The 24,690-nt window shown below is 74.2% G+C and carries 23 protein-coding genes and 2 tRNA genes; 9 read left to right on the forward strand and 16 right to left on the reverse strand.

What is annotated here, in order from left to right; all coding sequences use genetic code 11:
• Positions 1–17 precede the first annotated feature (17 nt).
• On the reverse strand, positions 18–1,472 hold the full coding sequence (leuC, locus tag CXY01_RS10570) for a 3-isopropylmalate dehydratase large subunit (protein ID WP_146927391.1): 1,455 nt from the start codon (positions 1,470–1,472) through the stop codon (positions 18–20).
• 106 nt (positions 1,473–1,578) lie between these two features.
• Between leuC and CXY01_RS10575 the strand changes: the two genes are divergently transcribed.
• Both CXY01_RS10575 and CXY01_RS10580 read left to right on the forward strand, forming a co-directional pair.
• Positions 1,579–2,298 carry an IclR family transcriptional regulator gene (locus tag CXY01_RS10575; RefSeq protein ID WP_146927392.1) on the forward strand — a complete coding sequence of 240 codons (720 nt, stop codon included), beginning with the start codon at positions 1,579–1,581 and terminating at the stop codon, positions 2,296–2,298.
• A 1-nt stretch (position 2,299) separates the two neighbouring features.
• Positions 2,300–2,530, forward strand: a complete 231-nt coding sequence (locus tag CXY01_RS10580; protein WP_146927393.1) for a hypothetical protein — start codon at positions 2,300–2,302, stop codon at positions 2,528–2,530.
• Between the two features lie 80 nt (positions 2,531–2,610).
• Here CXY01_RS10580 and CXY01_RS10585 read toward each other — a convergent pair.
• From CXY01_RS10585 to CXY01_RS10605, 5 genes are all read right to left on the reverse strand, one after another.
• Positions 2,611–2,683: transfer RNA gene (locus tag CXY01_RS10585), tRNA-Glu, on the reverse strand.
• 124 nt (positions 2,684–2,807) lie between these two features.
• Positions 2,808–2,879: transfer RNA gene (locus CXY01_RS10590), tRNA-Gln, on the reverse strand.
• A gap of 164 nt (positions 2,880–3,043) precedes the next feature.
• The gene (locus tag CXY01_RS10595) at positions 3,044–3,499 is read right to left on the reverse strand and encodes a DUF6912 family protein (protein ID WP_146927394.1); all 456 of its coding nucleotides are present in this window, start codon (positions 3,497–3,499) and stop codon (positions 3,044–3,046) included.
• 48 nt (positions 3,500–3,547) lie between these two features.
• Positions 3,548–4,828, reverse strand: a complete 1,281-nt coding sequence (locus CXY01_RS10600; protein WP_146927395.1) for a CpaE/TadZ family protein — start codon at positions 4,826–4,828, stop codon at positions 3,548–3,550.
• 1 nt (position 4,829) lies between these two features.
• On the reverse strand, positions 4,830–5,492 hold the full coding sequence (locus CXY01_RS10605) for a CpaB family protein (RefSeq protein ID WP_146927396.1): 663 nt from the start codon (positions 5,490–5,492) through the stop codon (positions 4,830–4,832).
• Between the two features lie 118 nt (positions 5,493–5,610).
• On the opposite strand from CXY01_RS10605, the gene CXY01_RS10610 reads away from it, so the two are divergent.
• Entirely contained in the window at positions 5,611–5,841 is a 231-nt protein-coding gene (locus CXY01_RS10610; protein ID WP_146927397.1) for a helix-turn-helix domain-containing protein, read from the forward strand.
• 7 nt (positions 5,842–5,848) lie between these two features.
• On the opposite strand, the gene CXY01_RS10615 is transcribed toward CXY01_RS10610, so the two are convergent.
• Both CXY01_RS10615 and CXY01_RS10620 read right to left on the reverse strand, forming a co-directional pair.
• Complete coding sequence (locus CXY01_RS10615) at positions 5,849–6,370, reverse strand: hypothetical protein (protein ID WP_146927398.1); 522 nt, start codon at positions 6,368–6,370, stop codon at positions 5,849–5,851.
• A gap of 84 nt (positions 6,371–6,454) precedes the next feature.
• The gene (locus CXY01_RS10620) at positions 6,455–7,762 is read right to left on the reverse strand and encodes an APC family permease (protein ID WP_146927399.1); all 1,308 of its coding nucleotides are present in this window, start codon (positions 7,760–7,762) and stop codon (positions 6,455–6,457) included.
• A 206-nt stretch (positions 7,763–7,968) separates the two neighbouring features.
• On the opposite strand from CXY01_RS10620, the gene CXY01_RS10625 reads away from it, so the two are divergent.
• Positions 7,969–8,946, forward strand: a complete 978-nt coding sequence (locus tag CXY01_RS10625; RefSeq protein WP_146927400.1) for a LysM peptidoglycan-binding domain-containing protein — start codon at positions 7,969–7,971, stop codon at positions 8,944–8,946.
• Positions 8,943–9,584, forward strand: a complete 642-nt coding sequence (locus tag CXY01_RS10630; RefSeq protein ID WP_146927401.1) for an Rv3235 family protein — start codon at positions 8,943–8,945, stop codon at positions 9,582–9,584. Before CXY01_RS10625 ends, CXY01_RS10630 begins: the two co-directional genes overlap by 4 nt.
• Before the next feature lie 52 nt (positions 9,585–9,636).
• On the opposite strand, the gene secA is transcribed toward CXY01_RS10630, so the two are convergent.
• From secA to mtrA, 8 genes are all read right to left on the reverse strand, one after another.
• Positions 9,637–12,444 carry a preprotein translocase subunit SecA gene (gene secA / locus CXY01_RS10635; protein WP_146927402.1) on the reverse strand — a complete coding sequence of 936 codons (2,808 nt, stop codon included), beginning with the start codon at positions 12,442–12,444 and terminating at the stop codon, positions 9,637–9,639.
• Positions 12,407–13,429 carry a DMT family transporter gene (locus tag CXY01_RS10640; RefSeq protein ID WP_146927403.1) on the reverse strand — a complete coding sequence of 341 codons (1,023 nt, stop codon included), beginning with the start codon at positions 13,427–13,429 and terminating at the stop codon, positions 12,407–12,409. The genes secA and CXY01_RS10640 overlap by 38 nt, the downstream gene beginning before the upstream one ends.
• Positions 13,426–14,691, reverse strand: a complete 1,266-nt coding sequence (locus tag CXY01_RS10645) for a winged helix-turn-helix domain-containing protein (protein ID WP_146927404.1) — start codon at positions 14,689–14,691, stop codon at positions 13,426–13,428. Before CXY01_RS10645 ends, CXY01_RS10640 begins: the two co-directional genes overlap by 4 nt.
• An 84-nt stretch (positions 14,692–14,775) precedes the next feature.
• Complete coding sequence (gene hpf / locus CXY01_RS10650; RefSeq protein WP_146927405.1) at positions 14,776–15,405, reverse strand: ribosome hibernation-promoting factor, HPF/YfiA family; 630 nt, start codon at positions 15,403–15,405, stop codon at positions 14,776–14,778.
• A 204-nt stretch (positions 15,406–15,609) separates the two neighbouring features.
• The gene (locus tag CXY01_RS10655) at positions 15,610–16,347 is read right to left on the reverse strand and encodes a ComF family protein (protein ID WP_146927406.1); all 738 of its coding nucleotides are present in this window, start codon (positions 16,345–16,347) and stop codon (positions 15,610–15,612) included.
• An 81-nt stretch (positions 16,348–16,428) separates the two neighbouring features.
• Positions 16,429–18,081, reverse strand: coding sequence for an LpqB family beta-propeller domain-containing protein (locus CXY01_RS10660; protein WP_146927407.1), 1,653 nt, complete (start codon positions 18,079–18,081; stop codon positions 16,429–16,431).
• Positions 18,078–19,784: an MtrAB system histidine kinase MtrB gene (gene mtrB / locus CXY01_RS10665; protein WP_246125237.1), complete on the reverse strand. Its 1,707-nt coding sequence runs from the start codon at positions 19,782–19,784 to the stop codon at positions 18,078–18,080. The genes CXY01_RS10660 and mtrB overlap by 4 nt, the downstream gene beginning before the upstream one ends.
• Positions 19,785–19,806: 22 nt before the next feature.
• The gene (mtrA, locus tag CXY01_RS10670) at positions 19,807–20,490 is read right to left on the reverse strand and encodes an MtrAB system response regulator MtrA (protein ID WP_055912929.1); all 684 of its coding nucleotides are present in this window, start codon (positions 20,488–20,490) and stop codon (positions 19,807–19,809) included.
• Between the two features lie 188 nt (positions 20,491–20,678).
• Here mtrA and CXY01_RS10675 point away from each other — a divergent pair, with 188 nt between their 5' ends.
• From CXY01_RS10675 to CXY01_RS10690, 4 genes are read left to right on the forward strand one after another with little or no spacing between them, the layout of a single operon-like run.
• Positions 20,679–21,818, forward strand: a complete 1,140-nt coding sequence (locus CXY01_RS10675; RefSeq protein WP_146927408.1) for a glycerophosphoryl diester phosphodiesterase membrane domain-containing protein — start codon at positions 20,679–20,681, stop codon at positions 21,816–21,818.
• The gene (locus tag CXY01_RS10680; RefSeq protein ID WP_146927409.1) at positions 21,815–22,483 is read left to right on the forward strand and encodes a DUF4129 domain-containing protein; all 669 of its coding nucleotides are present in this window, start codon (positions 21,815–21,817) and stop codon (positions 22,481–22,483) included. The genes CXY01_RS10675 and CXY01_RS10680 overlap by 4 nt, the downstream gene beginning before the upstream one ends.
• On the forward strand, positions 22,480–23,682 hold the full coding sequence (locus tag CXY01_RS10685; protein ID WP_146927410.1) for a DUF4350 domain-containing protein: 1,203 nt from the start codon (positions 22,480–22,482) through the stop codon (positions 23,680–23,682). The genes CXY01_RS10680 and CXY01_RS10685 overlap by 4 nt, the downstream gene beginning before the upstream one ends.
• The gene (locus tag CXY01_RS10690) at positions 23,679–24,689 is read left to right on the forward strand and encodes an AAA family ATPase (RefSeq protein ID WP_146927411.1); all 1,011 of its coding nucleotides are present in this window, start codon (positions 23,679–23,681) and stop codon (positions 24,687–24,689) included. Before CXY01_RS10685 ends, CXY01_RS10690 begins: the two co-directional genes overlap by 4 nt.
• Position 24,690: the final 1 nt, after the last annotated feature.

Here is a 24,690-nt window from a genome sequence, read left to right on the forward strand (position 1 = left end):
TCTCTCGCTCTCTTCCGTCAGACCGTCTGGAGGTCGTTGAGGGGGCTTCCGTCCGGCGCGGGCGCACCGGTGCCGAGGTCGGCGTACGACGACAGCGTGCCGCGGATGGCGGTCGCCGCGGCGACCAGCGGCGACACGAGGTGCGTCCGCCCGCCCTTGCCCTGGCGGCCCTCGAAGTTGCGGTTCGACGTCGACGCCGAGCGCTCCCCCGGCGCCAGCTGGTCCGGGTTCATGCCCAGACACATCGAGCAGCCGGCGTTGCGCCACTCCGCGCCGAAGTCGAGGAAGATCTTGTCGAGCCCCTCGGCCTCCGCCTGGAGCCGCACGCGGGCCGACGCGGGCACCACGAGCACGCGCACGTCGTCCGACTTGTGCTTGCCGCGGATGACCTTGGCCACCGAGCGCAGGTCCTCGATGCGGCCGTTGGTGCACGAGCCGATGAAGACCGTGTCGACCTTGATGTCACGCAGCGGCTGCCCCGGGGTCAGGCCCATGTACTCGATGGCGCGCTCGGCGGCGACGCGCTCGTTGGCGTCGGCGATCTCCTCGGGCACCGGCACGGAGCCCGACAGCGGCAGGCCCTGGCCCGGGTTGGTGCCCCACGTGACGAACGGCTCGAGGTCCTCCGCCTTGAGCACCACCTCGACGTCGAACTCGGCGTCGTCGTCGGTCCGCAGCGTGCTCCAGTACTCGACGGCGGCGTCCCAGTCGGCGCCCTCCGGCGCGTGCGGGCGTCCCTTGAGGTAGTCGAACGTCGTCTGGTCGGGGGCGATCATGCCCGCCCGGGCGCCGGCCTCGATCGACATGTTGCACACCGTCATGCGGGCTTCCATGGACAGCGCGCGGATGGCCTCGCCGCGGTACTCGAGCACGTAGCCCTGACCGCCGCCGGTCCCGATCTTGGCGATGATCGCCAGGATGATGTCCTTGCTCGTCGCGCCCGGGGGCAGCTCGCCGTCGACGGTGATCGCCATCGTCTTGAACGGCGCCAGCGGCAGCGTCTGGGTGGCCAGCACGTGCTCGACCTCGCTGGTGCCGATGCCGAACGCCAGCGCACCGAACGCGCCGTGCGTGGAGGTGTGCGAGTCACCGCAGACCACCGTCAGGCCGGGCTGGGTGAGCCCGAGCTGCGGTCCCACCTGGTGGACGATCCCCTGGTCCGCGTCGCCCAGGGAGTGGATGCGGACGCCGAACTCCGCGGCGTTGTTGCGCAGCGTCTGGATCTGGGTGCGGCTCGTCTCGTCGGCGATGGGCCGGTCGATGTCGAGCGTCGGGGTGTTGTGGTCCTCGGTCGCCAGGGTGAGGTCCGGGCGGCGCACGGGGCGACCCGCGAGACGCAGGCCCTCGAACGCCTGCGGGCTCGTCACCTCGTGGACCAGGTGGAGGTCGATGTAGAGGAGGTCGGGCGCCCCGTCGGTGCCCCGTCGCACGACGTGCGCGTCCCAGACCTTCTCTGCCAACGTGCCGGCCATCTTCTCGGTCCGTTCTCTCGTTCGTTCTGTCGGCCGGGAGTGTGGTTTTCCCGGCTCGTCTGCCGTCGTACTTGCATCTCAGCCTGCGAGACGCCAATATCGACCTATGGACAACTCTAGCGGAGTCGGCGTGCTGGACAAGGCCGCGTCCGTTCTCAGCGCCCTCGAGGCAGGCCCGGCCACGCTCGCGCAGCTCGTCACCGCCACCCATCTTGCTCGACCCACGGCCCACCGGCTGGCAGTGGCGCTCGAGCACCACCGTCTCGTGGCGCGCGACATGCAGGGCCGGTTCGTGCTGGGTCCCCGCCTGTCCGAGCTCTCGACGGCAGCCGGCGAGGACCGGCTGCTCGCCGCCGCCGGCCCCGTGCTGGCGGCGCTGCGCGACCACACCGGCGAGAGCGCCCAGCTCTACCGCCGCCAGGGCGACCAGCGCATCTGCGTCGCCGCGGCCGAGCGCCCGATCGGTCTGCGCGACTCGATCCCCGTCGGTGCCACCCTGACCATGCACGCGGGCTCCGCGGCCCAGATCCTGCTCGCCTGGGAGGAGCCGGACCGCCTGCACCGCGGTCTGCAGGGCGCGAAGTTCACCGCGACCATCCTGTCCGGGGTCCGTCGCCGCGGCTGGGCGCAGTCCGTCTCCGAGCGTGAGGTCGGGGTCGCCTCCGTGTCCGCCCCCGTGCGCGGGCCGTCGGGCCGGATCGTCGCCGCCGTGTCGGTCTCGGGGCCGCTCGAGCGGCTCTCCCGGCAGCCGGGCCGGCTGCACGCCGCCGCCGTCGTCTCGGCGGCCAACCGGCTGACCGAGGTCCTGCGACGGACGGCGGACTGAGATGGCCGTCCGCGGCGCCGCCGCCTCGCGGCGGCGCCTGCGCAGACGCGTCGCGATCCTCGCCGGCGGCATCGGGCTCGCCCTCGGCGTAGTCCTCGCCCTGCTCGGCGGCGGGAGTGCCGTCGACGCGGTGGTCACCGGCGTCCTCGTCGGGGCGATCGCGGCGGTGATCGGCTGGGGCGTCGTCGTCCTCCTGCCCACCTCGTCCCACGGCCCGCCCGGCCAGCACTGACCCTGTCCCGTGGCCGCACGGCCGGGGACACCCAGCAACGCGAAAGGCCCGGTCACCGTGGTGACCGGGCCTTCTCGACGTACCCCCGACCGGATTCGAACCGGCGCTACCGCCGTGAGAGGGCGGCGTGCTAGGCCGCTACACAACGGGGGCCTATACGCTGCTCGGCCCGTGGGCCTCGCTTGCGAGTGAACACTCTACCCGATGCTCCGAGGAGATCCGGCCAGCGGTGCTCGTGCTGGTCACGCTCGTGCTGATGAAGCTGCTGGTGGAACCGCTGGGGTACCAGGACTCGAACCTAGACTAACTGAACCAGAATCAGTCGTGCTGCCAATTACACCATACCCCATGGGGGTATAACGCCCGGAGCGCGGAGGTCGCCTGGCGGGGCGGACCAACGTGCATCCGGACGTCGTACCGGCGGTGAACACTACCCGAGCGCCGAGGCCGGGTCCAACTGGCCACCCGCCACGTGACGAAGCCCACGCCCGGGTGCCCGAGCCGGCGGACGTGTCAGCGAGGGACGTCCGGCAGCTCCGACGCGTCGTACCAGAGCAGGTCCCGCTCGTCGAGACGCTCCCCCGCCGCCTCGTCCCCTGCGGCGGCCAGCGTTACGTCGGCCGCCGCACCGGGCTCGTCGACGTGCGCGCAGATCACGTCGGACTGCGGAACCGCCCGGGTCAGCTCGACCGCGCTGGGCACGTCGTCGTCGCCCGACACCACGGCGACTGCGGCGTCGGCGACGTCCACCGACACCACGCACCGCAGCTGCGGCGCCTCCGGCGCGTCGGCGAGCAGCGCGAGCGAGTCGTCGGCGGCTGCGAGCTGCGCGGCGTACTCCAGGCCTTCGTCGTCCTCGTCGGGGAACATCGCCCGCAGCGCCGGGGTCACCGCATGGGCACGGCGTGGCGTCAGCGGTCCGGACGCGGGCTCGAGCTGGTCCAGGGAGGCGGGGAGGTAGATGCGCACGAGGTCAGTGTGCCGCCTCGGGACTCGTCGGGGTGCGGCGCCGCCCGCTCAGGCGCGCGCGGGCTCCTCGGCGAGCTCCTCGACAGGCTGCTCCGTCGGGGCGGCGACGAGCAGCGCGTCGACCCGTGCGGCGACCCCGGCCAACGCCCTGCGCACGGGCGACCCCGGTGCCGCCTCCCGCAGGGTCTGCGCCTCGAGCAGTGCCGTGTCGAGCGCCGGGCGGTCGTCCGGCACCAGGTGCGCGTCCGTGACGCCTGCGTACCGCGCGAGCGCCTGTCCGACGGCGTCCGCGGCGTGCGGTCCGGCGACGGAGGCACGCACCCGGTTGACCAGCACGAACCGCGTGCCGCCCAGCCCCAGGTCGGTCAGCTCACCCAGGCCCCGGACCAGGCGCTGGATGCCGACCGGGTCCCCTGCGCCCACCACGAGGACGACGTCGGCGGCCTCCAGGGCACTGAGCGTGGCGGCGTTCCGGCGCGGTGCGCGGGTGTCGTAGCTGAGGGCCTCGTCCTGCTCCAGGCAGAACCCGCAGTCGATCACCGTCCACTCCGCGATCCCCCGCGCCACGGCCCACACGGCGTCCAGCGACGAGGACGGCAGCTCCGGCCAGCGGTCCGCGCGCGAGATGCCCGACAGGACCCGCAGGCCCGGCGCGATCGTCGGCGTGAGCCGCGCGAGCATCATCAGGTCGAGCGTCCCCTGCCCGGCAGCGCGTGCCGCAGCCGCGAGCCCCGGCGCCTCGTCGAGCATGCCGACGACCTGCGCGACGCTCGCGCCGTACGTGTCGGCGTCCACCAGCAGCGTCCGGCGACCGCCGGCGGCGAGCTCCGCGGCGACGTTGACCGCCACCGTCGTCCGGCCGGGGGCGCCGGTCGGACCCCAGACGGCCACGACGAGACCGCGCGCCGGACGCCGGACGGTGTGCTCGTCCGGCCACGACGGCTCGGCCACCTCCTCCGGTGCGGCCCCGAGGATCGCGAGCGCCTCCCGGACCACGTCGCTCGCGGACGCCTCGTCGTGCGGCGCGACCGCCACCAGGTCCGCCCCGAGCGCCACGAGGCGCTCCCCCAGCCACGGGCGCGTGGCATCGCCGATGCCGACGACCCGCACGCCCGCCCGGTGCAGCAGCTCGATCGCCTCGCGGTCGAGCAGGTCGAGGTCACCCGAGACGACGGCGAGCCGGCCGAGACCCGCCTCGGCCGCCGCGAGCAGCTCCGTGAGGTCGGCGCACCGCCTCGTCACGCTGAGCCGTCCGCCCGTCTGCTCGACGGCCTGCACGATGATCGCCTCGGCCGACCCCTGGACGGCGCAGAGCACCCCGACGGCCACGTCAGCCCCCCGTGCCCAGGACCGGCACGACGTCGACCGTGCCCTCCGCCGCCAGCGCGGTGAGGATCACCGGCAGCAGCGAGCTGGGGACCAGCACCTGCACCGAGCTGCCGCCCGACGCGCCGAAGGCTCCGGACGGCGTGCTCACCTCGGCGACCGTCAGGGCACCGGCCAGCTGGTTCGGCTCCGCCGGTTCGGCGTCGTCCTCCGGGGCGGGCGGGGTGAACCACAGGTCCACCAGCGCGCCGGGCACCACGTCGCTCGACGGGGCTCGCACGAGAGTGACGGAGACCGGCCGCAGATCGAGCTCGTCCGAGGAGCCCACGGCCGACGCGGGCACCAGCTCGCCGCGGCCGACGGCACGGACCGCGACGCCGTCGGTCGCGACCGGGCGGTCGGCACGCAGGTAGTGGTCCAGGTCGACCGTGCCGAGGCGGACGTCGACGACGGCGAGGTCCTCGGCCGCGACGCGGTCCCCCGGCACCAGAGCGCCACGCGTCACGTAGACGGGCACCGTGGCCTGGGCGGTGCGCACGGCCCACGAGCCGAGCAGCACCGACGCGGCGACCATCGCGAGGCCGGCCAGGAGTCGCGGGTCACGCCAGCCGGGCCGTCGCAACCGCGCCGCCACCGGTGCGGGCAGGTCCATCACGCTCGTGTCCATCGGCTCCCCTGGTTCGTGGTGCGTCGCTGCCGACGGCCATCCTGCCGTCTGCGGACCGGCGCGAACGGAGCATTGTGGACAACCCGGTCCGGGCGCCACCGCGTGCCACACTGCGGTCATGTCTTCGCGGTTCCTGACCCTCGCGGACGTCACCGAGGTGCTGAACATCTCGGCGCCGCAGGCCTACGCGCTCGTGCGCTCCGGCGAGCTGCCCGCCATCCAGATCGGCGGTCGGCTGCAGTGGCGCGTCGAGTCGACCGAGCTGGAGAAGTACATCCAGCGCATGTACGAGCAGACGCGCGCGCGCATCTCGAGCGACGGCAGCACGGTCGACGACGGCACGGACTGACCGGTACTCAGCCGGTCTGGACGGCTCGCAGCGTCGCGAACGCGACGGACCACCCGCTGCGCGCGCCGCCGATCTCGGCGAGGTCGAGGTGGTCCGCACCGACCCGCTCGATGCGCCCGGTCAGGTCGGCGCTGCCGGCACGGACCCGGACGACGGCCCGGTCCCGTGCCAGGGCGCGCAGCACGTGCCCGAGCCCGAGCCTGGACTCCACGGCCCCGGCTGCCGGGGCGGCGTGCGCGGCGAGCCCGCCCACCGCAGCGGCCGCGGTCAGCGGTACCAGCGCGCGCCGCACCGGTGACGTGGCCACCAGCAGCCACTCCGGTGCAGCATCGATCAGCTGACCCTCGATCACGTCGGCGCTCCCGACCAGCACCCGCACAGGACGCCCCACCGATGCCCGCGCCCGCGCCCCGAGGGTGACCGAGGCACGCTCGGCGCGCGCGAGCTCGGCGACGTCCGCCCGGACGTCGGCGAGCCGGCCCGCGGCGAGCTGGGCCTCCATGTCCGCGAAGAGCGACTCCCAGCGCATGCGTGCACGGTACCGGCGCGAGGCCAGCTCGTGGTCGCCCCGTGCCTCGCCGGGCGCACCCCACGGAGAGCCTGCTCGGCGTGGTCAGGGAAGTGCGTCGGCGGCCCGACGTCGCCGCGTCCACGCCTCGTCGACGACGACGGCCAGCCCGACGAGCACGACCATCGCCCAGAACGACCGGGGGTCCGACGCGTACAGGTCCACGACGAACCACACGAGCACGAGGCCGGAGACCACGACCGCGACCGCCGTCACCCCCGGCGACGCGCCGAGCTCGGTCCGCAGCCGGAACGCTGCCACCGCCACGAGCAGGAAGACGGCGAGCGACACGGCGCTGCCGACGGAGGCGAGGGCACCGACGCTGAGCACGGTCACGAACGCGACCATGAGCGCCGCGGTGATGAGGAGCCCGCCGTGCCGGCCCAGCCGCGTCCCGGGCCCGAACGCGCGGGGGAAGGTGCCGGAGCTCGCGAGCGCCGCACCGAGCCCGGCCGAGCCGTACAGCGTCGCCGTCACCGTGGAGGCTGTCGCCAGCAGCGCCGCGCACGCCATCATCACGAAGCCGGCGTGCCCGAGCGCCGGTTCCGCCGCGACCGCCAGCGCCGTCGGACCAGCGGCCACCACCTCGTCGACGGGCAGGGTGCCGAACACCGCGAGCGCCACGGCGACGTACAGCACGGTGGTGATCGCGAGCGCGGTGTACATCGCGACCGGCAGCTCGCGCCGCGGCTCGGCCAGGTCGCCGCCGGAGAACGAGATCACCGCGAAGCCGAGGAACGCGAAGAAGGTCAGGGCGATGCTCGCCACGATCTCGTTCACGCCCGGATAGGTGCTGGGAGCGAGGAGTGCGGTGTCGACCTGCGGGAGCGTGACGACGACGAACACGGCGAAGACGACGAGGAGCAGTCCGACGACCGCCGTCTGGACCCGGTCGAGGAGTCGCGGACCCGCGACGGTGACCGCCGTCCCGAGCACGACCAGCGCCGCGGCGCACAGCTTGGACAGCCAGCCGCCCGGCGGCGCGTCGGCGAGCAGCACGGCGGCGTAGTCGCCGAACGACGCGGCGACCATCGCGCCCACCACCACGATCGCCGTCAGGTACCCGAGCCACGAGGCCACCCCGACGAGCCGGCGGCTGCGGAACCCGTGCTCGAGGTAGACGATCAGCCCGCCGGACGACGGCCACCGCATCGCGAACTTCACGAGGGTGTACCCGAGCGTCGCGGACATCGCCCCGGCCAGCAGGAACGAGATCCACACCGCGGAGCCGGCGACGGCGCCTGCCTGGCCGAGCAGGGCGAAGATCCCGGCACCGACCATGGCACCGATCCCCAGCACGACGGCGCCACGCAGGCTCAGCCGCGCCGTCGTCGACGGTGCCGGCTCGGACATCGGTGCCCCCTCGGGTGCCGCCACAGGCGCTGCGCCGGCACGCCGACCCTAGCGCCGCCTCCGGAGGACGCGGCCGAGATCACGGTGCCGGGGACGACGGACCGGCGATCATCCCCGACGAGGCTGGACATACAGAGAGCATTCAGGTACATCTATGCCCTACAAGCATCATCAAACTGCATCAAACAACATGGTCAGGGGCGAACATGGCAGTCACCGGCGAGCAGAGAGCGGGCGTGTCGATCGGTGGGCTCGTGGTGGGAGCCCTGGCCTCCGCGACGGTGGCCGCGGTGCTGGCGTCGCACGTGCGCACCGTCCTGGGTGACCAGGCCGGGCCGTGGCACGTCGACGCGGTGGTCGAGGTCGCCGTCGTCGCCGTCGGGGCCCTCATCGCCACCTGGCTGGCCGCCAGCACGCTCCTGGCGACGGCGTGCGTCGCCGTCCGCGCCGGCGGGACGACCTGGCGAGCGGGCGAGCGGCTCGTGCACCGGTGCGCGCCGCAGGTCGTGCGCAAGGCGCTCGTGCTCGCCGTCGGGGCCGGGCTCGGTCTGGGCCTGGCGACGGGCGCGTCCGCAGCAGCCGTGGAACCGTCGGCCAAGGCAGCCGTCACCACGGTCGCACCGACGCCGGACCTGGGGTGGGCGGTCACGACGCCGGGGACCGGAGCCGCAGCACCGGGCGCGACAGCGGCGGCGCAGAGCGGGGACCCGGCCGCAGGAGTGCCGGAGACAGCCGCGGTGCCGGGTGCCTCGGACACACCCACGACGGCTGCGGCGCAGCGTTCGGAGGACGCCACCGCGACCTCGGCGACCGCGTCGGCGCAGACCGGGCACGCGGCCGCCGCGGCGCCGACACCGGTGCCCGAGCAGGCTGCGGCGACCACGCCCCCCGGCGACGTCACGCCGGCGCCGGCCGTCGGGGTGACGGCCACGGGGCACCCGAGGACCTCGGCACCCGCAAGCGCCGAACCCGCACCGACCGGTACCGTCGTCGTCGCGGCTGGTGACAGCCTTTGGGCGATCGCTGCCCGGCACCTCCCGCCGGGCGCCTCCGACGCGCAGATCGCTGCCTCCTGGCCGCGCTGGTACGAGGAGAACTCCGCGGTGATCGGCGCTGACCCGGACGTCGTCCGGCCCGGACAGGTGCTCACCGTGCCCGTGACGGTCGGGGAGCCGGCGCTGTGAGCGCCACAGTCGGGGCCGTCGTGCTGGCCCACGGCCGGACCCCCGCCGAGGACGCGTTCGCCCGGGTCCGGGTCTCCGAGCACGGGCCTGTCCCGCAGCGCCCAGCCGGAGGGACGCGGCCGGGCGGCACCCGCCCACGGCGCGCGCAGGTCCGCCTGGTCCCGGCGGTGGCGCCCGCGCTCGTCGAGGAGGCGGCCGGGCCCGCCCACGCGGCACCCGAGAGCGCAGCCGGCCGCATCGCGGTCCTGCGGGCCAGTGACCGGTCGCTGGTCATCGAGGCCGACGACGACGCGCCGCGTGTGCCCCCGGACGGCGACCCGGCGACGGTCGCGCGAGCGGTGGGCCTCGCGTCGCTGGAGGTGCTGGCCGGGCGACGCTCCGTGGCCCAGCTCGCGCGCTGGTTGACCCCCGGCGTGTACGAGTCCCTCCAGGTCCGCGCCGGTCTCACCCAGCGCGTGCTGGGGACGAGCGGAGGAGCCCGTCCGCCGGTGATCCGCAGGGCCCGCGCCTGCCGCGTGGACCCGCAGGTGCTGGAGGCGAGCCTCGTGGCTGACGACGGCGTGCGGGTGCGCGCGGTCGCGCTGCGGCTGGAGGGGCATCGCGGGGCCTGGCGCGTGACCGCGCTCGAGATCGGCTGAGCCCGGACACGCAGGAGCCCGCCCCCGTACGGGAGGCGGGCTTCCGTGCGTGTCAGCGCTTGCGCTGCTGCTTGGCTGCCTTGCGGCGCGCCTCACGGTTGGACTCGCCGTCGCTCGCGGCCGGACGAGCGCCGGCCCCCTTGGCGCCGGCGTCCCCGCGGGTGACCACACCACCGTCCCCGTCGACCGACGGAGCGCTGTACTGCAGCGGTGCTCGCTGCTCCGGGCCGTCGATGCCCTTGGCCACGAGCTTGCCCGGCGTGGGGCCGTCGGACACCGAGCGCGGCAGCGCTGCCTGCGCGCCCGCGCTGGAGGCCGCCGTCACCGCGGAGTCGGCGGTCACCGCAGGGGCGTCAGGCTCGGCAACCTGGACCTCCAGGTTGTACAGGTACCCGACGGTCTCCTCCTTGATGGCGTCCGTCATCGCGTTGAAGAGCTGGTAGCCCTCACGTTGGTACTCGACGAGCGGGTCGCGCTGGGCCATCGCCCGCAGGCCGATGCCCTCCTTGAGGTAGTCCATCTCGTAGAGGTGCTCGCGCCACTTGCGGTCGAGGACCGACAGGGTCACGCGCCGCTCGAGCTGGCGCATGTTCTCCGAGCCGATCTGCTCCTCGCGCTCCGCGTAGGCGTGCTCGGCGTCGGACAGGATCTCGCGCTCGATGAGGTCCGAGGACAGCCGCGTCGGGCCGCCGGCCTGCTCGACGACCTCGTCGGGGGTGATCGAGACCGGGTAGACGCCCTTCAGGGCGGTCCACAGCGCGTCGAGGTCCCAGTCCTCCGGCCGACCCTCGGTGGTGGCGCCCGTGATGTACGCGGAGAGCACGTCGGCCCGGAAATGCCGGACCTGCTCGTGCAGGTCCTCCCCCTCCAGGACGCGACGGCGCTGCTCGTAGATGACGACGCGCTGCCGGGACATGACGTCGTCGTACTTCAGGACGTTCTTGCGGATCTCGAAGTTGCGCGACTCCACCTGCGACTGCGCCGACTGGATGCCACGCGTCACGATCTTCGACTCGAGCGGCATGTCCTCGGGGAAGCCGGCGCGGGTCATCATCGACTCGGCGAGCGAGGAGTTGAACAGGCGCATCAGGTCGTCCTGCATCGACAGGTAGAAGCGGGACTCGCCCGGGTCACCCTGACGGCCGGAGCGGCCACGCAGCTGGTTGTCGATGCGCCGCGACTCGTGGCGCTCCGTCCCGAGCACGTAGAGCCCGCCGAGCTCGACGACCTCGTCGTGCTCCGCGGCGACGGCTTCCTTGGCAGCCTCGAGCGCGGCCGGCCAGGCGGCCTCGTACTCCTCCGGCTGCTCGGCCGGCTCGAGGCCACGGGCGGCGAGGTCCGCGACGGCCATGAACTCGGCGTTGCCGCCGAGCATGATGTCGGTCCCGCGGCCGGCCATGTTGGTCGCCACCGTGACGGCACCCTTGCGGCCCGCCTGCGCGATGATCGACGCCTCACGCGCGTGCTGCTTGGCATTGAGGACCTCGTGCGGCACGCCCTGCTTCTTCAGCTTCGAGGAGAGCAGCTCGCTCTTCTCGACGCTCGTGGTGCCGACGAGCACGGGCTGACCGTGCGCGTGCCGCTCGACGATGTCGGCGACGACGGCGTCGAACTTGCCGTCCTCGCTCTTGTAGACGAAGTCGCGCTGGTCGATGCGCTGCATGTCCCGGTTGGTCGGGATGGGCACGACGCCCAGCTTGTACGTGCCCTGGAACTCGGCGGCCTCGGTCTCGGCCGTACCGGTCATCCCGGCGAGCTTGCCGTAGAGGCGGAAGTAGTTCTGCAGGGTGATCGTGGCGAGCGTCTGGTTCTCGGCCTTGATGGCCACGCCCTCCTTGGCCTCGATCGCCTGGTGCATGCCCTCGTTGTAGCGGCGGCCCGGCAGGATGCGGCCGGTGTGCTCGTCGACGATGAGCACCTCGCCGTTCATCACGACGTAGTCCTTGTCGCGCTTGAACAGCTCCTGCGCCTTGATGGCGTTGTTGAGGAAGCCGATCAGCGGCGTGTTGAGGGACTCGTAGAGGTTGTCGATGCCGAGGTAGTCCTCGACGCGCTCGATGCCGGGCTCCAGCACGCCGACGGTGCGCTTCTTCTCGTCGACCTCGTAGTCGCGCTCGGCCTGCAGGCGGCGGACCACCTTGGCGAACTCGGCGTACCAGCGGTTGGCGTCGCCGGACGCGGGGCCGGAGATGATCAGCGGGGTGCGGGCCTCGTCGATGAGGATCGAGTCGACCTCGTCGACGATCGCGAAGTTGTGGCCGCGCTGGACCAGCTCGTCGGTGCTCCACGCCATGTTGTCGCGCAGGTAGTCGAACCCGAACTCGTTGTTGGTGCCGTACGTGATGTCGCACGCGTACTGCTTGCGCCGCGTCGCGGGGTCCTGGTTGGACAGGATCACGCCGCTGGTCAGCCCGAGGAAGCGGTACACACGGCCCATGAGCTCGGCCTGGTAGCTGGCCAGGTAGTCGTTCACCGTGACGACGTGCACGCCCTTGCCCGACAGGGCGTTCAGGTACGCGGGCGCCGTCGCGACGAGCGTCTTGCCCTCGCCGGTCTTCATCTCCGCGATGTTGCCCAGGTGCAGGGCGGCACCGCCCATGAGCTGGACGTCGAAGTGGCGCTGTCCGAGCGTGCGCCGGGCGGCCTCGCGGACCGTGGCGAACGCCTCGGCGAGGATGTCGTCCAGCGACTCGCCGTCCGCGAGCCGCGCGCGGAACCGGTCGGTCTCCTCGCGCAGCTCGGCGTCGGACAGCGCGACGAAGCTGTCCTCCAGGGCGTTGACCTGCTGGGCGATGCCCGACAGCTTCTTGACGATCCGGCCTTCACCGAGGCGCAGGACCTTCTCGAGGATCGCTGGCACGCACTACTCCCGACATGTTCGCGCTCCGGGCGCGCGCGGCGTCGGAGCGGCTGAGGTGACCGGCCGCACGGCCGGGCGCGTCCATCGTAGGCGAGCCTGCGCGGCGTGGGCGAAGAACGACCACCGCAGCCGCCAGCAGCGTCGCGCCGAGCACGCCAGCGACGCCGAGCCGCTCGTCGCGCAGGACCACGGCACCGACCGTGGCGGTCAGCGGCTCGAGCAGCGCCAGCAGGGCCGCGGTCGTCGCGGGAACGTGCCGCAGACCCGTGAAGTAGGCGCTGTAGGCCGCCGCGGTGGGCACCACGGCCAGGTAGGCGAGCAGGACCCAGCCCTCGACGCCCACGGGGAGCGCGAGGCCCGGACCGGCCAGCGCAGCGACCGGCAGGAGCAGGATTCCGCCGAGCGTGAACGACGTCGCCGTCAGGGGCAACGGGCCCAGTCCGGGCACGCTGCGGCGGTTCAGGCCCGTCATCGTCGCGAACGCGGCGGCGGCCACCAGGGCGAGCAGGGCGCCCGCGGCGGTGCCCGGTCCGGCGGCCTCGGACGGGCCCACCAGCAGCACCAGCCCCGTCAGTGCGAGCCCGAGCGCGACGAGCGTGCGGGGCGACGGCAGCCGACGGGCGGACACGGCCGTGCCCACCGCGACGAGCAGCGGGGCGGCGCCCAGGGCGACCAGCGTGGCGACGGCGACACCCGCCCGCTGGACCGCGGCGAAGTAGGCGGCCTGGTAGACCGCGGCGAGCACGGCCGTCTGCACCACGCGCCGGACCACGGGGCGCGTCCGGGCCAGCCCACGCAGCGCCCCCGCCGCCGCGAGCCCCACCAGCAGCACTCCCCCGCCACCCAGCAGCCGGTAGGCCGCGACCGTCAGCGGCGGCAGGCCCGCGGTGTCCGCGAGCGCCGCCCCGGCGAGGCCGCCCGTCCCCCACAGCACGCCACCGAGCGCGACGAGGGCGAAGTCGCGCGGACGTGTCTCGGGCGTCATCCCGACCGGACGGCGAGCGCCAGGTCCGGCGCGAGGTCCCCCCGCGGCAGCCCGTCCCGGTCGCCGACCGCGATGTCCTCGAGCCCCAGCCACCCGGCCAGCTCGCGCAGCTCCGCAGCCAGCGGTTCCACCACGTCGGCGTCCGGCACGGTCGAGCCCGTCGCCCGGTGGGCGGCGAGCACGCGCAGGACGCCGGCCTGCCGGTCGGCCTTGAGGTCCACCAGCGCGGGCAGGGTCTCCCCCAGCAGGAAGGGCAGGACGTAGTAGCCCCACACCCGCTTCGGCTCGGGGACGTAGATCTCGATGCGGTACCGCAGCCCGAACAGCGCCTCCAGGCGGCGGCGCTCGAACACCAGCGGGTCGAACGGGTTGAGCAGCGCCCGGCCGGTGGCCCGCCGGGGCAGGTCGGCGTCCCGGTGCCGCCACACCGGCCCCTGGTTCCACCCCTCGACCACGACCTCCTGCAGCACGCCCTCCTCCACCAGGTCGGCGATCGCGGGCACGACGCGGGCCTCCTTGATCCGGAAGTAGTCGGCGATGCTGCGCAGCGTGCCGATGCCGTGCGCCCGCGCGCCGATCTCCGTCAGCGCCCGGACCGCGTCCTCGTCCGACGGCTCGGGCAGGGCGAGGACGGCGGGCGGGAGCACCCGGCTGGTCAGGTCGTACCGGCGCTCGAACGCGCCGTTGCGTCCCGCCGAGGTGATCTCCCCGGTGAAGAACAGGAACTCCAGCACGCGCTTGGCCACCGACCAGTTCCACCCCCACTCGCCGCGGGTGGTCGGGTGCTCGGCCTCGAAGTCCTCCTGCACCTGCCGCGCCGTGACGGGACCGCGCTCCGCGATGATCGCGCGGACCTCCTCGACCATCGGCGAGTACTTCAGCGGCACCTCCGCGATCGCCCCCCACGCCTGGTCCAGGTAGGCGCGCTGCCGCCAGCCGAGCAGGCGGAACGTCTCCGGCGGCACGTACGAGGCCATGTGCGCCCACGTCTCGACCAGCCGGCGGGGCGCGGTCCCGGACGCCCGGTCGAGCAGCGCCGTGTCGTAGGCGCCCACGCGGGAGAACACCGGCAGGAGGTGCGCCCGGGCCAGGACGTTGACGGAGTCGATCTGCAGGACCCCGAGGCGGTCCACCACCTGCTGGAACTGCCGCATGGTGGGCTCGGCCGCACGCACGGGGCGGGGCCGGTCGAGACCCTGCGCGCGCAGCGTGATGCGACGGGCCTGCGACAGGGTGAGACGTTCTGCTACCGGAGCGGTCACCCGCTCATCCTGCCGTGCGGCACCGACACGACGACGCCCGGCCGGTCGTGTCGACCAGCCGGGCGTCGTCGTCGGTGCGTCAGGTCAGCTGCTGACCGCGGCCAGGGGTGCCGGGGTCACGGCCGCGTCGAGCTTGATGACGCCGTAGCTCCACCCTCGCCGGCGGTACGCGACGGACGGCTGGGCGGTCTCCGCGTCGATGAACAGGAAGAAGTCGTGGCCGACGAGCTCCATCTCGTACAGCGCGTCGTCGACGGTCATCGGCTGCGCCTGGTGGACCTTCTCGCGGATGACGACCGGGGAGTCGCCGAGCGTGGTCTCGACCGCGGCGTCCGGGTCGACGGGGGCGGCCGCGGCCGGTTCCGGCTCGGGCGGCCGGACGTCCACAGGGGCGATCGGAGTGTGGTTGCGGTGGTCCTTGCGCCGGTCGCGCGTCCGCCGCAGTCGCTCGAGGAGCTTCCCGAGGGCCAGGTCCAGGGCCGCGTACCTGTCGTCCGCGCACGCCTCGGCGCGGATCACGGGCCCGCGGTCGACGACGGTGAGCTCGACACGCTCACTGCTGCCTGCCTGTCGGGGGTTCGTCTCGTGCGACACGACGACATCGATGCGCTGGGCGCGGGGGGCCAGCTGCTCGACTTTCGCGAGCTTCTGCTCGACGTGCGCCCGGTACTTCGGGAGCACCTCGGTGTGCCGGCCGGCAACCACGATCTCCATGTGAGCCTCCTGGGAGGGTCAGGGGCGGGTCGAGCCCGCCCGAGGGTGACAGTGCGATGGGGCTGCCCTGGGGGCAGTCGGTCGGCGTCACCTCCTCCCGCGGCCGGCCCGCGTCGACCCGGTGGGTCGGCCCGTGCACGCCGTCGGCTCAGGACCCCACGCTAACCCCGCACCCGTCCGCGAACCACCCGCTCCGCCGAAGGATCATCCTGTGGACGGTGCTGGGCGGGGCGGCAGCCGCGGAGCGCCCTGCGGCCCGGGGGTCGACGCGAGCGTCACCGCGCCGAGGACGACGGCACCGGCGCGCTCGAGCTCGGTGCGGCACGACGCGACGGTCGCCCCGGTGGTCAGCACGTCGTCCACGAGCAGCACGTGCCGGCCCGTGAGCCCGGCGACGTGCCGCGACCGCACCCGCACCTGGCCGGCGAGGTTGCGTGCGCGCGCCCGGGAGCCGAGCCCCACCTGGTCCTGACCGCGGGCGCGGACGAGCAGCGGCGCCGGACCGGCGAGGCCGCCGGCGCGCACGAGACCCTGGGCGACCCCGGCAGCGAGGGCGTCGACGAGGTTGCCGCCGCGGCGCCGGCGGGCCGCGGCCGTCGACGGGCAGGGCACGACCAGCACCGCTCCGGCACCGGCGTCGGTGCACAACCCGCCGGCCGCGCGTGCGAGGGCGGCCGCGAACGGGCGGGTCAGGTCGATCCGGCCACGGTCCTTCCACGCGACGACGGCGCGCCGGACGTGGCCCGTGCAGTCGGTGAGCGTCCACACCGGGAGCGGCCCCGACCCGTCCAGGCGGTCGAGACGCGGCGCCCGGTCCTCGCACCGCCACAGCGGACCCGCGAGGCGGTCCGCGCACGCCGCGCACCACGCCTCGTCGTCGAGCCCGCACCCCGCGCACTCGACCGGGACGAGCAGACCGAGCAGCTCCCGCGCGAACGACATGGGACCAGCGTGGGCGTCGCCGTCACCCGGCAGGGGCCGCCGGGCGAGCAGCGGTGGGCACCGTGGCCTGTGGGCGGCTCGTCAGCCGGGGAACGCCGGGTACGACACGTCCGCCACGCCCATGATCTGCGCCCAGGTGGAGCCGACGAACCGCCGCAGCTCACCGTCGGTCGTCGTGACGTAGATGACCGTGCTGCCCGCGAGGTCGGCCAGGTTCGCCACCTCGGGCAGCGCGCTCGTCGGCCCGGCGACGGGGACGAGGTGCACGGCCGCGTTCCCGCCGGACCGCCCGACGACCGCGAGCGTCGACTCCTCCGACCAGACCACCGACGTCGCGTCCACCAACGACGCGCCGGCCCGGACGGGGATGCCCAGCTGCTGCGGCACGCCCGACTCGTCGCGGGTGATCGCCGCGACGTCGACCTGGACGCCGTCGGCGCCCGTGGAGACGACCGCGACCCGGACCCCGTCGCGCGCCACCCGGACGGAGCGGACGACCCGGCCCTCGAGCCAGTCGGCACGTACCTGCACCGGCGGCTCGCCGGCGCGCGCGGCGACCAGACCGCTGGACGGCTGCGCCGTCCAGGCCCAGCCGAACCGGTCGACCGACGGCGCGACCAGCCCGGAGCCGCTCAGCAGCTCCTGCGGACCGGCGTCCGCGGTCGGCACGGTCACCAGGGTGCTGGGGCCGGACAGCATGACCCGGACGGAGGCGTCCTCGTTGCGCGCCGGGCTGCGGGCGTCCAGGCCGTCGAGCGGGTCCAGTCCGGCGACCGGCTCGATCTCCCCGTCGACGAGCGCGACGAGGCGGTCCTCCTGCACCAGCTCGATGTTGCCCGGCGGGCCGGAACCGCTCTCCAGGGTCGCCGATCCCTCGAGCGGCACGTCACGGGCGTACACCTGCACCGAGCTGATCCCCGGGACCGGACGCAGGCTCGCGTCGATCTGGGCGATGAGCAGGTCCCGGTCCGCACGCGTCACCGCGAGCGCGGGCTCCAGCCGGACCGCCGCCACGCCGTCCTCGACGAGCACGGCCTCCGGGTTCAGCTCGACGCCGTCGGGCACCGCCGTGACGACCGCGTCCTGGAGCCAGGGAGACGGTCCGGCGAGCAGCTCGCTGACGATGGAGGTGCTCAGGTTCTTCGTCGGGAACCAGCGCTCCTCGGGGACGAGGAACTCCTGGTCCGGCGACAGGAAGTACAGCGACGCGGGGCGGTACAGCCGGGAGAAGTCCTCCTGCTGGAGCAGCAGGCCGTCCGGGGCCTCGGCGATCCGCCACTCGTCGGCGTCGTTGCGGACCATCCCGAACGTCACGGTCTCGCGGCCGGCCGGCGGGGCCTCGGCGTAGACGCCCCTCGCGCCGACCCGGGCCAGGACGGTCACGTCGAGCGTGACCTCGGTCTCCGTCGTCGTGGGCGCAGGGACGACCGGCCCGGAGACGAGGACCCCGGCCGACGGGTCCCACGTCGTCTTGGCCTCGCCCGCGAGGTACTCCCGGGCGGTCCCGAAGTTGTCGGTGGAGCCCGCCGCGCCCGCGGCGAGGAAGCCGTCCACGATCTCGGCCGGGGTGTCCCCCGGCTGCGGACCCTCCGCGAGCACGTCGATCTCCGACGGCTCGGAGACCTCCGCGTCCCCCTCCTCGACGGGTCCTGACGTCGGGATGGCGGTGCACGCCGCGAGGACGACGACCGTCCCGAGCGCTACGAGAGACCGGCGCAGGCGACGCGCGATCATCGGACCTCCTGCCGCTCGTCGTCGGACAGCGTGGTGTCGAGGTGGTCGGACCCGATGTCCGGGAGCGCCGCGGGGTCGTTGTGCGGACGCGCGACGATCCGCAGGGACCCGGTGATCGGCGACTCGACGGGCTGCAGGGGCAGCGGGGACGTGCTGAGGCGGATGCCGGCCCTGCGCGGCAGCGTGAGCCGGAAGCTGGCGCCGCGACCCGGTCGACCCCAGGCCTCCAGCCAGCCGCCGTGCAGGTGCGCGTCCTCCAGCGAGATCGCCAGCCCGAGACCGGTCCCACCGGTCGTGCGGGCCCGGGCGGGGTCGGCGCGCCAGAACCGGTCGAACACGTGCGCGGCCTCGTCGGGGGTCATCCCGACGCCCCGGTCCCGCACGGTGACCGCGACCGCGTGCGCGTCCGCGCCGACCGTGACCTCCACCGTGCTGCCCTCGGCGTGCTCGACGGCGTTGACCAGCAGGTTGCGCAGGATCCGCTCGACGCGCCGGGGGTCGATGTCCGCGACGCAGCGCTCCTCGGGCACGTCGACGTGCAGCCACGCGTGCCGCCGCTCCGCGAGCGGGGAGGCGTGGTCGACGGCCTGGATCACCACGTCGCGGACGTCGCGCCCCTCGGCGTCGAGCACGGCCGCCCCGGCGTCGAACCGGCTGATCTCCAGCAGGTCCGCCAGCAGGTCCTCGAACCGGTCGAGCTGCGTCTGCAGGAGCTCCGCCGAGCGCTTGGCGGCGGGGTCGAAGTCCGCACGGGACGCGTGGATGACCTCGCCCGCCATGCGGATGGTGGTCAGCGGCGTCCGCAGCTCGTGCGACACGTCGGAGACGAACCGCCGTTGCAGCGTCGACAGCTCCTCCATGCGGTGGATCTGGTCCTGGAGGCTGTCCGCCATCTCGTTGAAGGAGCGGGCGAGGGTGGCCATCTCGTCCTCGCCCTTCTCGGGCATGCGCTCCGACAGGTGACCGTCGGCCAGCCGCTCGGCGACCTCGGCGGCACGGCGCACCGGCCGGACCGTCTGCCGGGTCACCAGCCACGTCATGCTGCCCAGCAGCACCACCAGGGCCACCGCGGCGAGGCCGAGGGTGCGCTGCAGGAAGTCGAGCTGGTTCTGCTCGGACTGGAAGCTGTACAGGAAGAACAGCTGGTAGGTGCCGTCGACCGGCACGGTGACGTCCTGCCCCACCATGACGCCCGGCGACACGCCCCCGTTGTCCCGCGGGATGGCCACGGACTGCCAGTGCTGACCCCCTTCCGCCGTCGCCAGCCGGAGCTCACGGCTGACGAGCGGCACGAGCGCCTGGTCCGACGCGGCTCCGGGGATGAACATGTCACCGCCCTGCTGACCGGGGGCGCGCAGCAGGAACACCTCGCGACGGTCGGAGCCGCCGGTGCGCTGGGCGCTCGCGACGTCCTCCCGGAGCCGCTGCACGTCGGGCCCGGTGGTGGCCGTCGAGGAGTCGAACGTGGTCTGGGCCTGCTGGGTGGAGCGGGCGCTCTCCTGCAGCACCTGCTTCAGGCGGGCCTCGAAGAGCCCGTCGGCCATGCGGCCGCTGACGTACGCGCCGATCACCGTCAGCGCCACCAGGCCGATCACCAACGTCGACGAGATGACGCGGACCTGCAGCGACGACCGCCAGGCCCGCGTCCACGACCGAGCCCGCCGTCTGGATCGTGCCCGGAGCAGCCGCCAGGCGCCGCTCACCCGCACGAGCGTGCTCCGGACCTCACGTCGAGGCCACGCCCGCCTTGTAGCCGACGCCGCGGACGGTGACGACGATCTCGGGCTGCTCGGGGTCGTTCTCGATCTTCGAGCGCAGCCGCTGCACGTGGACGTTCACCAGGCGGGTGTCGGCGGCGTGCCGGTAGCCCCAGACCTTCTCCAGCAGCACCTCGCGCGTGAACACCTGCCACGGCTTGCGGGCGAGCGCCACGAGGAGGTCGAACTCGAGCGGCGTCAGCGAGACGGGCCGGCCGGCCCGCGCGACCCGGTGGCCGGGCACGTCGATCGTGACGTCGCCGATGGTCAGGTGCTCCGGCGCCGGCTCGTCGCTGCGGCGCAGCCGGGCCCGGACGCGCGCGACGAGCTCCTTGGGCTTGAACGGCTTCGAGATGTAGTCGTCGGCCCCGGACTCCAGCCCGAGCACCACGTCGACGGTGTCGCTCTTGGCCGTGAGCATCACGATGGGCACGCCCGACTCGGCGCGGATCTGCCGGCAGACCTCGTTGCCGTCCTTGCCGGGCAGCATGAGGTCGAGCAGGACGAGGTCTGGCTGCGTGGCGCGGAACACCCCGATCGCCTCGTCGCCGTCCTCGCAGAACACCGGGTCGAAACCCTCCGACCGCAGCACGATGCCGATCATCTCGGCCAGCGCGGTGTCGTCGTCGACCACCAGCACGCGTCCCTTCATGGCGGCATTGTCGCACCGTGCGGCCCCGGACCCGGGCCACCTGGCGCTGCGAGGTGACCCGACATCGACAGATCACCCGGTCGCGCGTCGTGGGGCCTGGTCTCCGTGGCACGATGAATCCTCCGTGGGGGGCCCGACGACGGCGCCCCGGACCGCCCGCTCGACGACAGCCAAGGAGCCGCGCTCGCATGACGAGCCCGCACGACGACGCGCCGCGACCGCCCAGCTGGGCGGCTCCCTCCGGCACCGGAGCACCGCCGCCGGAGACCGTCCCGCAGCCCGGCCCGCCCGCCGCACCGCCTCCCCCGCCGTCGGGCTGGGGCGGCCAGCCGCCCGGGGGGTCCGGGTCCTGGGGACCTGCGGCGCCGCCGCCCCCGGGGATCTCCTGGCGGCCCCAGGCGCTCCAGCCGGGGATCATCCCGCTCCGGCCGCTGGGGATGGGCGAGATCTACGACGGCGCCTTCCGCGCCGTGCGGGCCAACCCGCGCGTCATGTTCGGGCTCGCGGCGCTGGTCGTCACGGTGGCCGTCATCCTGCAGTCCGTCATCCAGTGGTACGTGAAGGGCATCCTCGCGCCGCAGCTGACGGACCTCTCGGCCGACCTGGACCCCTCCGGCCAGATGGGCTTCGCCGAGCAGCTGGGCTCGTCCATCGGGCTGCTCATCGCGGCGCCGGTCACCTCGATCGCGACGACGATCCTCACGGGTCTGCTCATCGTGTCGGTGAGCCGCTCCGTCCTGGGCCAGGTGGCGACCGTCGGCGAGGTCCTCCGGTCCTGGCGCGTCTGGCTCGTCGTCGGCTTCACGTTCCTGTCCGGGATCGTGATCCTGACCGTGATCGCGGTCCTCGTCACGGGCGTCACCCTGCTGGCGGTCAACGACCAGGTCGCGCTCGCGGTGCTGGTCGGCCTCGGCGGCTCGCTCGCGTTCCTCGTCGCCGCCGTCTGGTTCACCACCCGGACGCTGCTGGTCCCGCCCGCGCTCATGCTCGAGGGCAAGAAGTTCTGGCCGACCATCACGCGGGCGTGGCGGCTCACGCGGGGCGCCTTCTGGCGGCTGTTCGGGATCTACCTGCTCACCACGATCCTGGCCGGCATCATCGCGCAGATCATCGTGTTCCCGGCCACGCTCATCGCCCAGATCGCCCTGCGCGACCCCACCGCGACGTCGTTCGGCTCGGTCGTCGTGATCGGCATCGCCACGATCATCGCGTCCACCCTGTCCACCACCTTCGTGTCCTCGGTGGTCGCCCTCCTCTACATCGACGTGCGGATGCGTCGCGAAGGGCTGGACGTCGAGCTGGCCCGCGCGGCAGAGACGGCCGCGTGAGCGTGCTCGCCCTGGTGGTCGGCGGGGTTCCCGTCGACCCCGACGCCGCGACGGCCCGGCGCTGGGCCACCGAGGAGCTGCTCGACCCCGTCTACCACCAGCAGCGGTCGTTGCTGGCCCAGCTGGTGGACTGGGTCGCCGAGCTGCTGGCCGGCCTGCGGACGCCCGCGGCGTTCGACCCGATCGCCGTCCTCGTGGTGGTCGCGGTGATCGTGGCCGTCGTCGTGGTCGCCTTCCTGGTGGCAGGTCCCGTGCGGCTGTCCCGCCGCGGCGGTGCGGACCGCAGCGTCCTGGCGGACGACGACGCGCGGACCTCCGCCGAGATCCGGGCCGCTGCCGACGCCGCTGCCGACGCCGGCGACTGGGCGACGGCCGTGCTCGAACGGTTCCGTGCGATCGTGCGCGGCCTCGAGGAGCGGACGGTGCTCGACGAGCGGGCCGCCCGGACAGCGCACGAGGCCGCCCTGGCTGCCGCAGCCCGGCTCCCCGCGCTCGCGTCCGAGCTGGTCGCGGCCGGCCGTACGTTCGACGACGTCGCGTACGGCGACGCGCCCGCGACCGCGCAGGACGACGCGCAGCTGCGCGGGCTCGACGCCCGGGTGCAGGCCGCGCGCACCACGACCGGCTCACAGGTCGCCGACCTGACCGGGGCGGTGCCGCGATGAGCACGCCCGTCGTCACGGTGCACGAGGCGGTCGTCGGCGACGGCACCTCCGCCCGCAGCCGGACCGCCCGGCGCTGGCGGCGCGCGCGCTGGCCGCTCGGTCTGCTCGCCCTCGTCGTCGCCGCCGGCGTCCTCTCCGCGCTGCCCGAGCCGCGTACCTCGACCCTCACGCTCGCTCCCGACAACCCCGGCGACCTCGGTGCCCGCGCGGCCGCGCAGATCCTCGGCCGGCAGGGCGTGGACGTCCGCTACGTGCGGCACATCGCCGACGTCGAGACGCTCGCCGGCCCCGGCTCGACCGTCCTCGTCGTCGGGGACTACCTGCTCACCGACGACCAGGTCGACGCCCTGGGCGCCACGGACGCGGACCTGGTGCTCGTCGACGCAGGCTGGGCGCTCGGCGCGCTCACCCCCTCGCTCGCGTCCAGCGGTGGCGGCAGCGACGCACCCGAGGTCCGCACCGCGCAGTGCGAGGACCCGGACGCCGTGGCAGCCGGCGCGATCACCGCCGGCGGCAGCCTGCTGGCGACGGGCCCGGGCGCGGTCGTCTGCTTCCCGGAGCCGGGCTCCTCCACCGACGCGGGCGGCGCCTACGCGGTGGCCGAGTCGGACGGGCGCCGGATCGTCGCCGTGGCCGACATGGCGCCGTTCACCAACGAGCGGCTCGCCGAGCAGGGCAACGCGGCGCTCGTCCTGCGCGCCCTCGGCCGGCACGAACGGCTCGTCTGGTACATCCCGTCCCTCGACGACGTGGGTGCGGCCGGCGGGTCCGAGCCCGCACCCGGCGAGCTGCTGCCGCCGGTGGTCCCGATCCTCGCGCTGCAGCTCCTGCTCGTCGTGGTCGTCGCGGCATTCTGGCGTGGCCGTCGTCTGGGTCGTCTCGTCACCGAGCGGCTGCCGGTCGTGGTCCGCGCGGGCGAGACCACCCGGGGCCGCGGGCGCCTGTACCGGCGCGGACGGTCCTACGGGCACGCCGCCGCGGCCCTGCGCGCCGGGACCGCAGCGCGCAGCGCGGCCCGCCTCGGACTGCCCCGCTCGGCCCCCGCGCCACTCGTCGTCGACGCGATCTCCCGTGCGGCCGGGCGCCGGCCGGCGGACGTCGAGGCGCTGCTGTACGGACCACCACCGACCGACGACCGCGGGCTGGCCCGGCTGGCCCGTGACCTGGACCATCTCGAGAGCGAGGTTCACCGAACGTGAGCGACCAGAGCCCCCCGTGGGGCGCGACTGCACCCACCGCCCCGCCGCACCAGCCCTCCGAGGAGCTCCGCACGGCTCTCGGTGCCGTGCGCACCGAGGTCGCCAAGGCGGTCGTCGGGCAGGACGCCGCCGTCAGCGGCCTGGTCATCGCGCTGCTGTGCCGTGGGCACGTGCTGCTCGAGGGTGTCCCCGGCGTCGCCAAGACGCTGCTGGTCCGGGCGCTGTCCGCCGCGCTCGACCTGGAGACGAAGCGGGTGCAGTTCACGCCCGACCTGATGCCCGGCGACGTCACCGGCTCCCTCGTGTACGACGCCCGGACGGCGGAGTTCTCGTTCCGCGCAGGACCGGTGTTCACCAACCTCCTGCTGGCCGACGAGATCAACCGCACGCCCCCGAAGACCCAGGCGTCGCTGCTGGAGGCGATGGAGGAGCGTCAGGTGTCTATCGACGGCACCCCCCGCCCGCTGCCCGACCCGTTCCTGGTCATCGCGACGCAGAACCCGGTCGAGTACGAGGGCACGTACACCCTCCCGGAGGCACAGCTCGACCGGTTCCTGCTCAAGCTGGTGCTGCCGATGCCGGAGCGCCACGAGGAGATCGAGGTGCTGACCCGGCACGCCGCCGGCTTCGACCCGCGCGACCTCGCCGGTGCCGGTCTGCGCCCGGTGGCCACCCCCGAGATGCTGGCGCGCGCCCGGGCCGAGGTGGGGCACGTGCAGATCGCGCCCGAGGTCGTCGGCTACGCCGTGGACGTGTGCCGCGCCACCCGCCAGTCGCCGTCCCTCTCGCTCGGCGTGTCCCCGCGCGGCGCCACCGCGCTGCTCGCGACGTCCCGCGCGTGGGCGTGGCTGTCCGGGCGCGGCTACGTGACGCCGGACGACGTCAAGGCGCTGGCGCACCCCACGCTGCGCCACCGCGTTCAGCTGCGCCCGGAGGCCGAGCTCGAGGGCGTCAGCACGGAGAGCGTCCTGGACACGGTGCTCGCGTCCGTCGCCGTCCCGCGCTGAC

It is taken from the genome of Cellulomonas xylanilytica (assembly GCF_007989805.1).
Taxonomy (GTDB): Bacteria; Actinomycetota; Actinomycetes; order Actinomycetales; family Cellulomonadaceae; genus Cellulomonas; species Cellulomonas xylanilytica.

Excerpts from the sequence above, each read along its gene's own strand:
- leuC (WP_146927391.1), bottom strand. The coding sequence starts at position 1,472 with ATGGCCGGCACGTTGGCAGAGAAGGTCTGGGACGCGCACGTCGTGCGA.
- CXY01_RS10625 (WP_146927400.1), top strand. The coding sequence starts at position 7,969 with ATGGCAGTCACCGGCGAGCAGAGAGCGGGCGTGTCGATCGGTGGGCTC.
- CXY01_RS10580 (WP_146927393.1), top strand. The coding sequence starts at position 2,300 with ATGGCCGTCCGCGGCGCCGCCGCCTCGCGGCGGCGCCTGCGCAGACGC.
- CXY01_RS10620 (WP_146927399.1), bottom strand. The coding sequence starts at position 7,762 with ATGTCCGAGCCGGCACCGTCGACGACGGCGCGGCTGAGCCTGCGTGGC.
- CXY01_RS10640 (WP_146927403.1), bottom strand. The coding sequence starts at position 13,429 with ATGACGCCCGAGACACGTCCGCGCGACTTCGCCCTCGTCGCGCTCGGT.
- CXY01_RS10605 (WP_146927396.1), bottom strand. The coding sequence starts at position 5,492 with ATGGACACGAGCGTGATGGACCTGCCCGCACCGGTGGCGGCGCGGTTG.
- CXY01_RS10615 (WP_146927398.1), bottom strand. The coding sequence starts at position 6,370 with ATGCGCTGGGAGTCGCTCTTCGCGGACATGGAGGCCCAGCTCGCCGCG.
- CXY01_RS10660 (WP_146927407.1), bottom strand. The coding sequence starts at position 18,081 with ATGATCGCGCGTCGCCTGCGCCGGTCTCTCGTAGCGCTCGGGACGGTC.
- CXY01_RS10575 (WP_146927392.1), top strand. The coding sequence starts at position 1,579 with ATGGACAACTCTAGCGGAGTCGGCGTGCTGGACAAGGCCGCGTCCGTT.
- CXY01_RS10685 (WP_146927410.1), top strand. The coding sequence starts at position 22,480 with ATGAGCACGCCCGTCGTCACGGTGCACGAGGCGGTCGTCGGCGACGGC.
- CXY01_RS10675 (WP_146927408.1), top strand. The coding sequence starts at position 20,679 with ATGACGAGCCCGCACGACGACGCGCCGCGACCGCCCAGCTGGGCGGCT.
- CXY01_RS10610 (WP_146927397.1), top strand. The coding sequence starts at position 5,611 with ATGTCTTCGCGGTTCCTGACCCTCGCGGACGTCACCGAGGTGCTGAAC.
- mtrA (WP_055912929.1), bottom strand. The coding sequence starts at position 20,490 with ATGAAGGGACGCGTGCTGGTGGTCGACGACGACACCGCGCTGGCCGAG.
- CXY01_RS10655 (WP_146927406.1), bottom strand. The coding sequence starts at position 16,347 with ATGTCGTTCGCGCGGGAGCTGCTCGGTCTGCTCGTCCCGGTCGAGTGC.
- hpf (WP_146927405.1), bottom strand. The coding sequence starts at position 15,405 with ATGGAGATCGTGGTTGCCGGCCGGCACACCGAGGTGCTCCCGAAGTAC.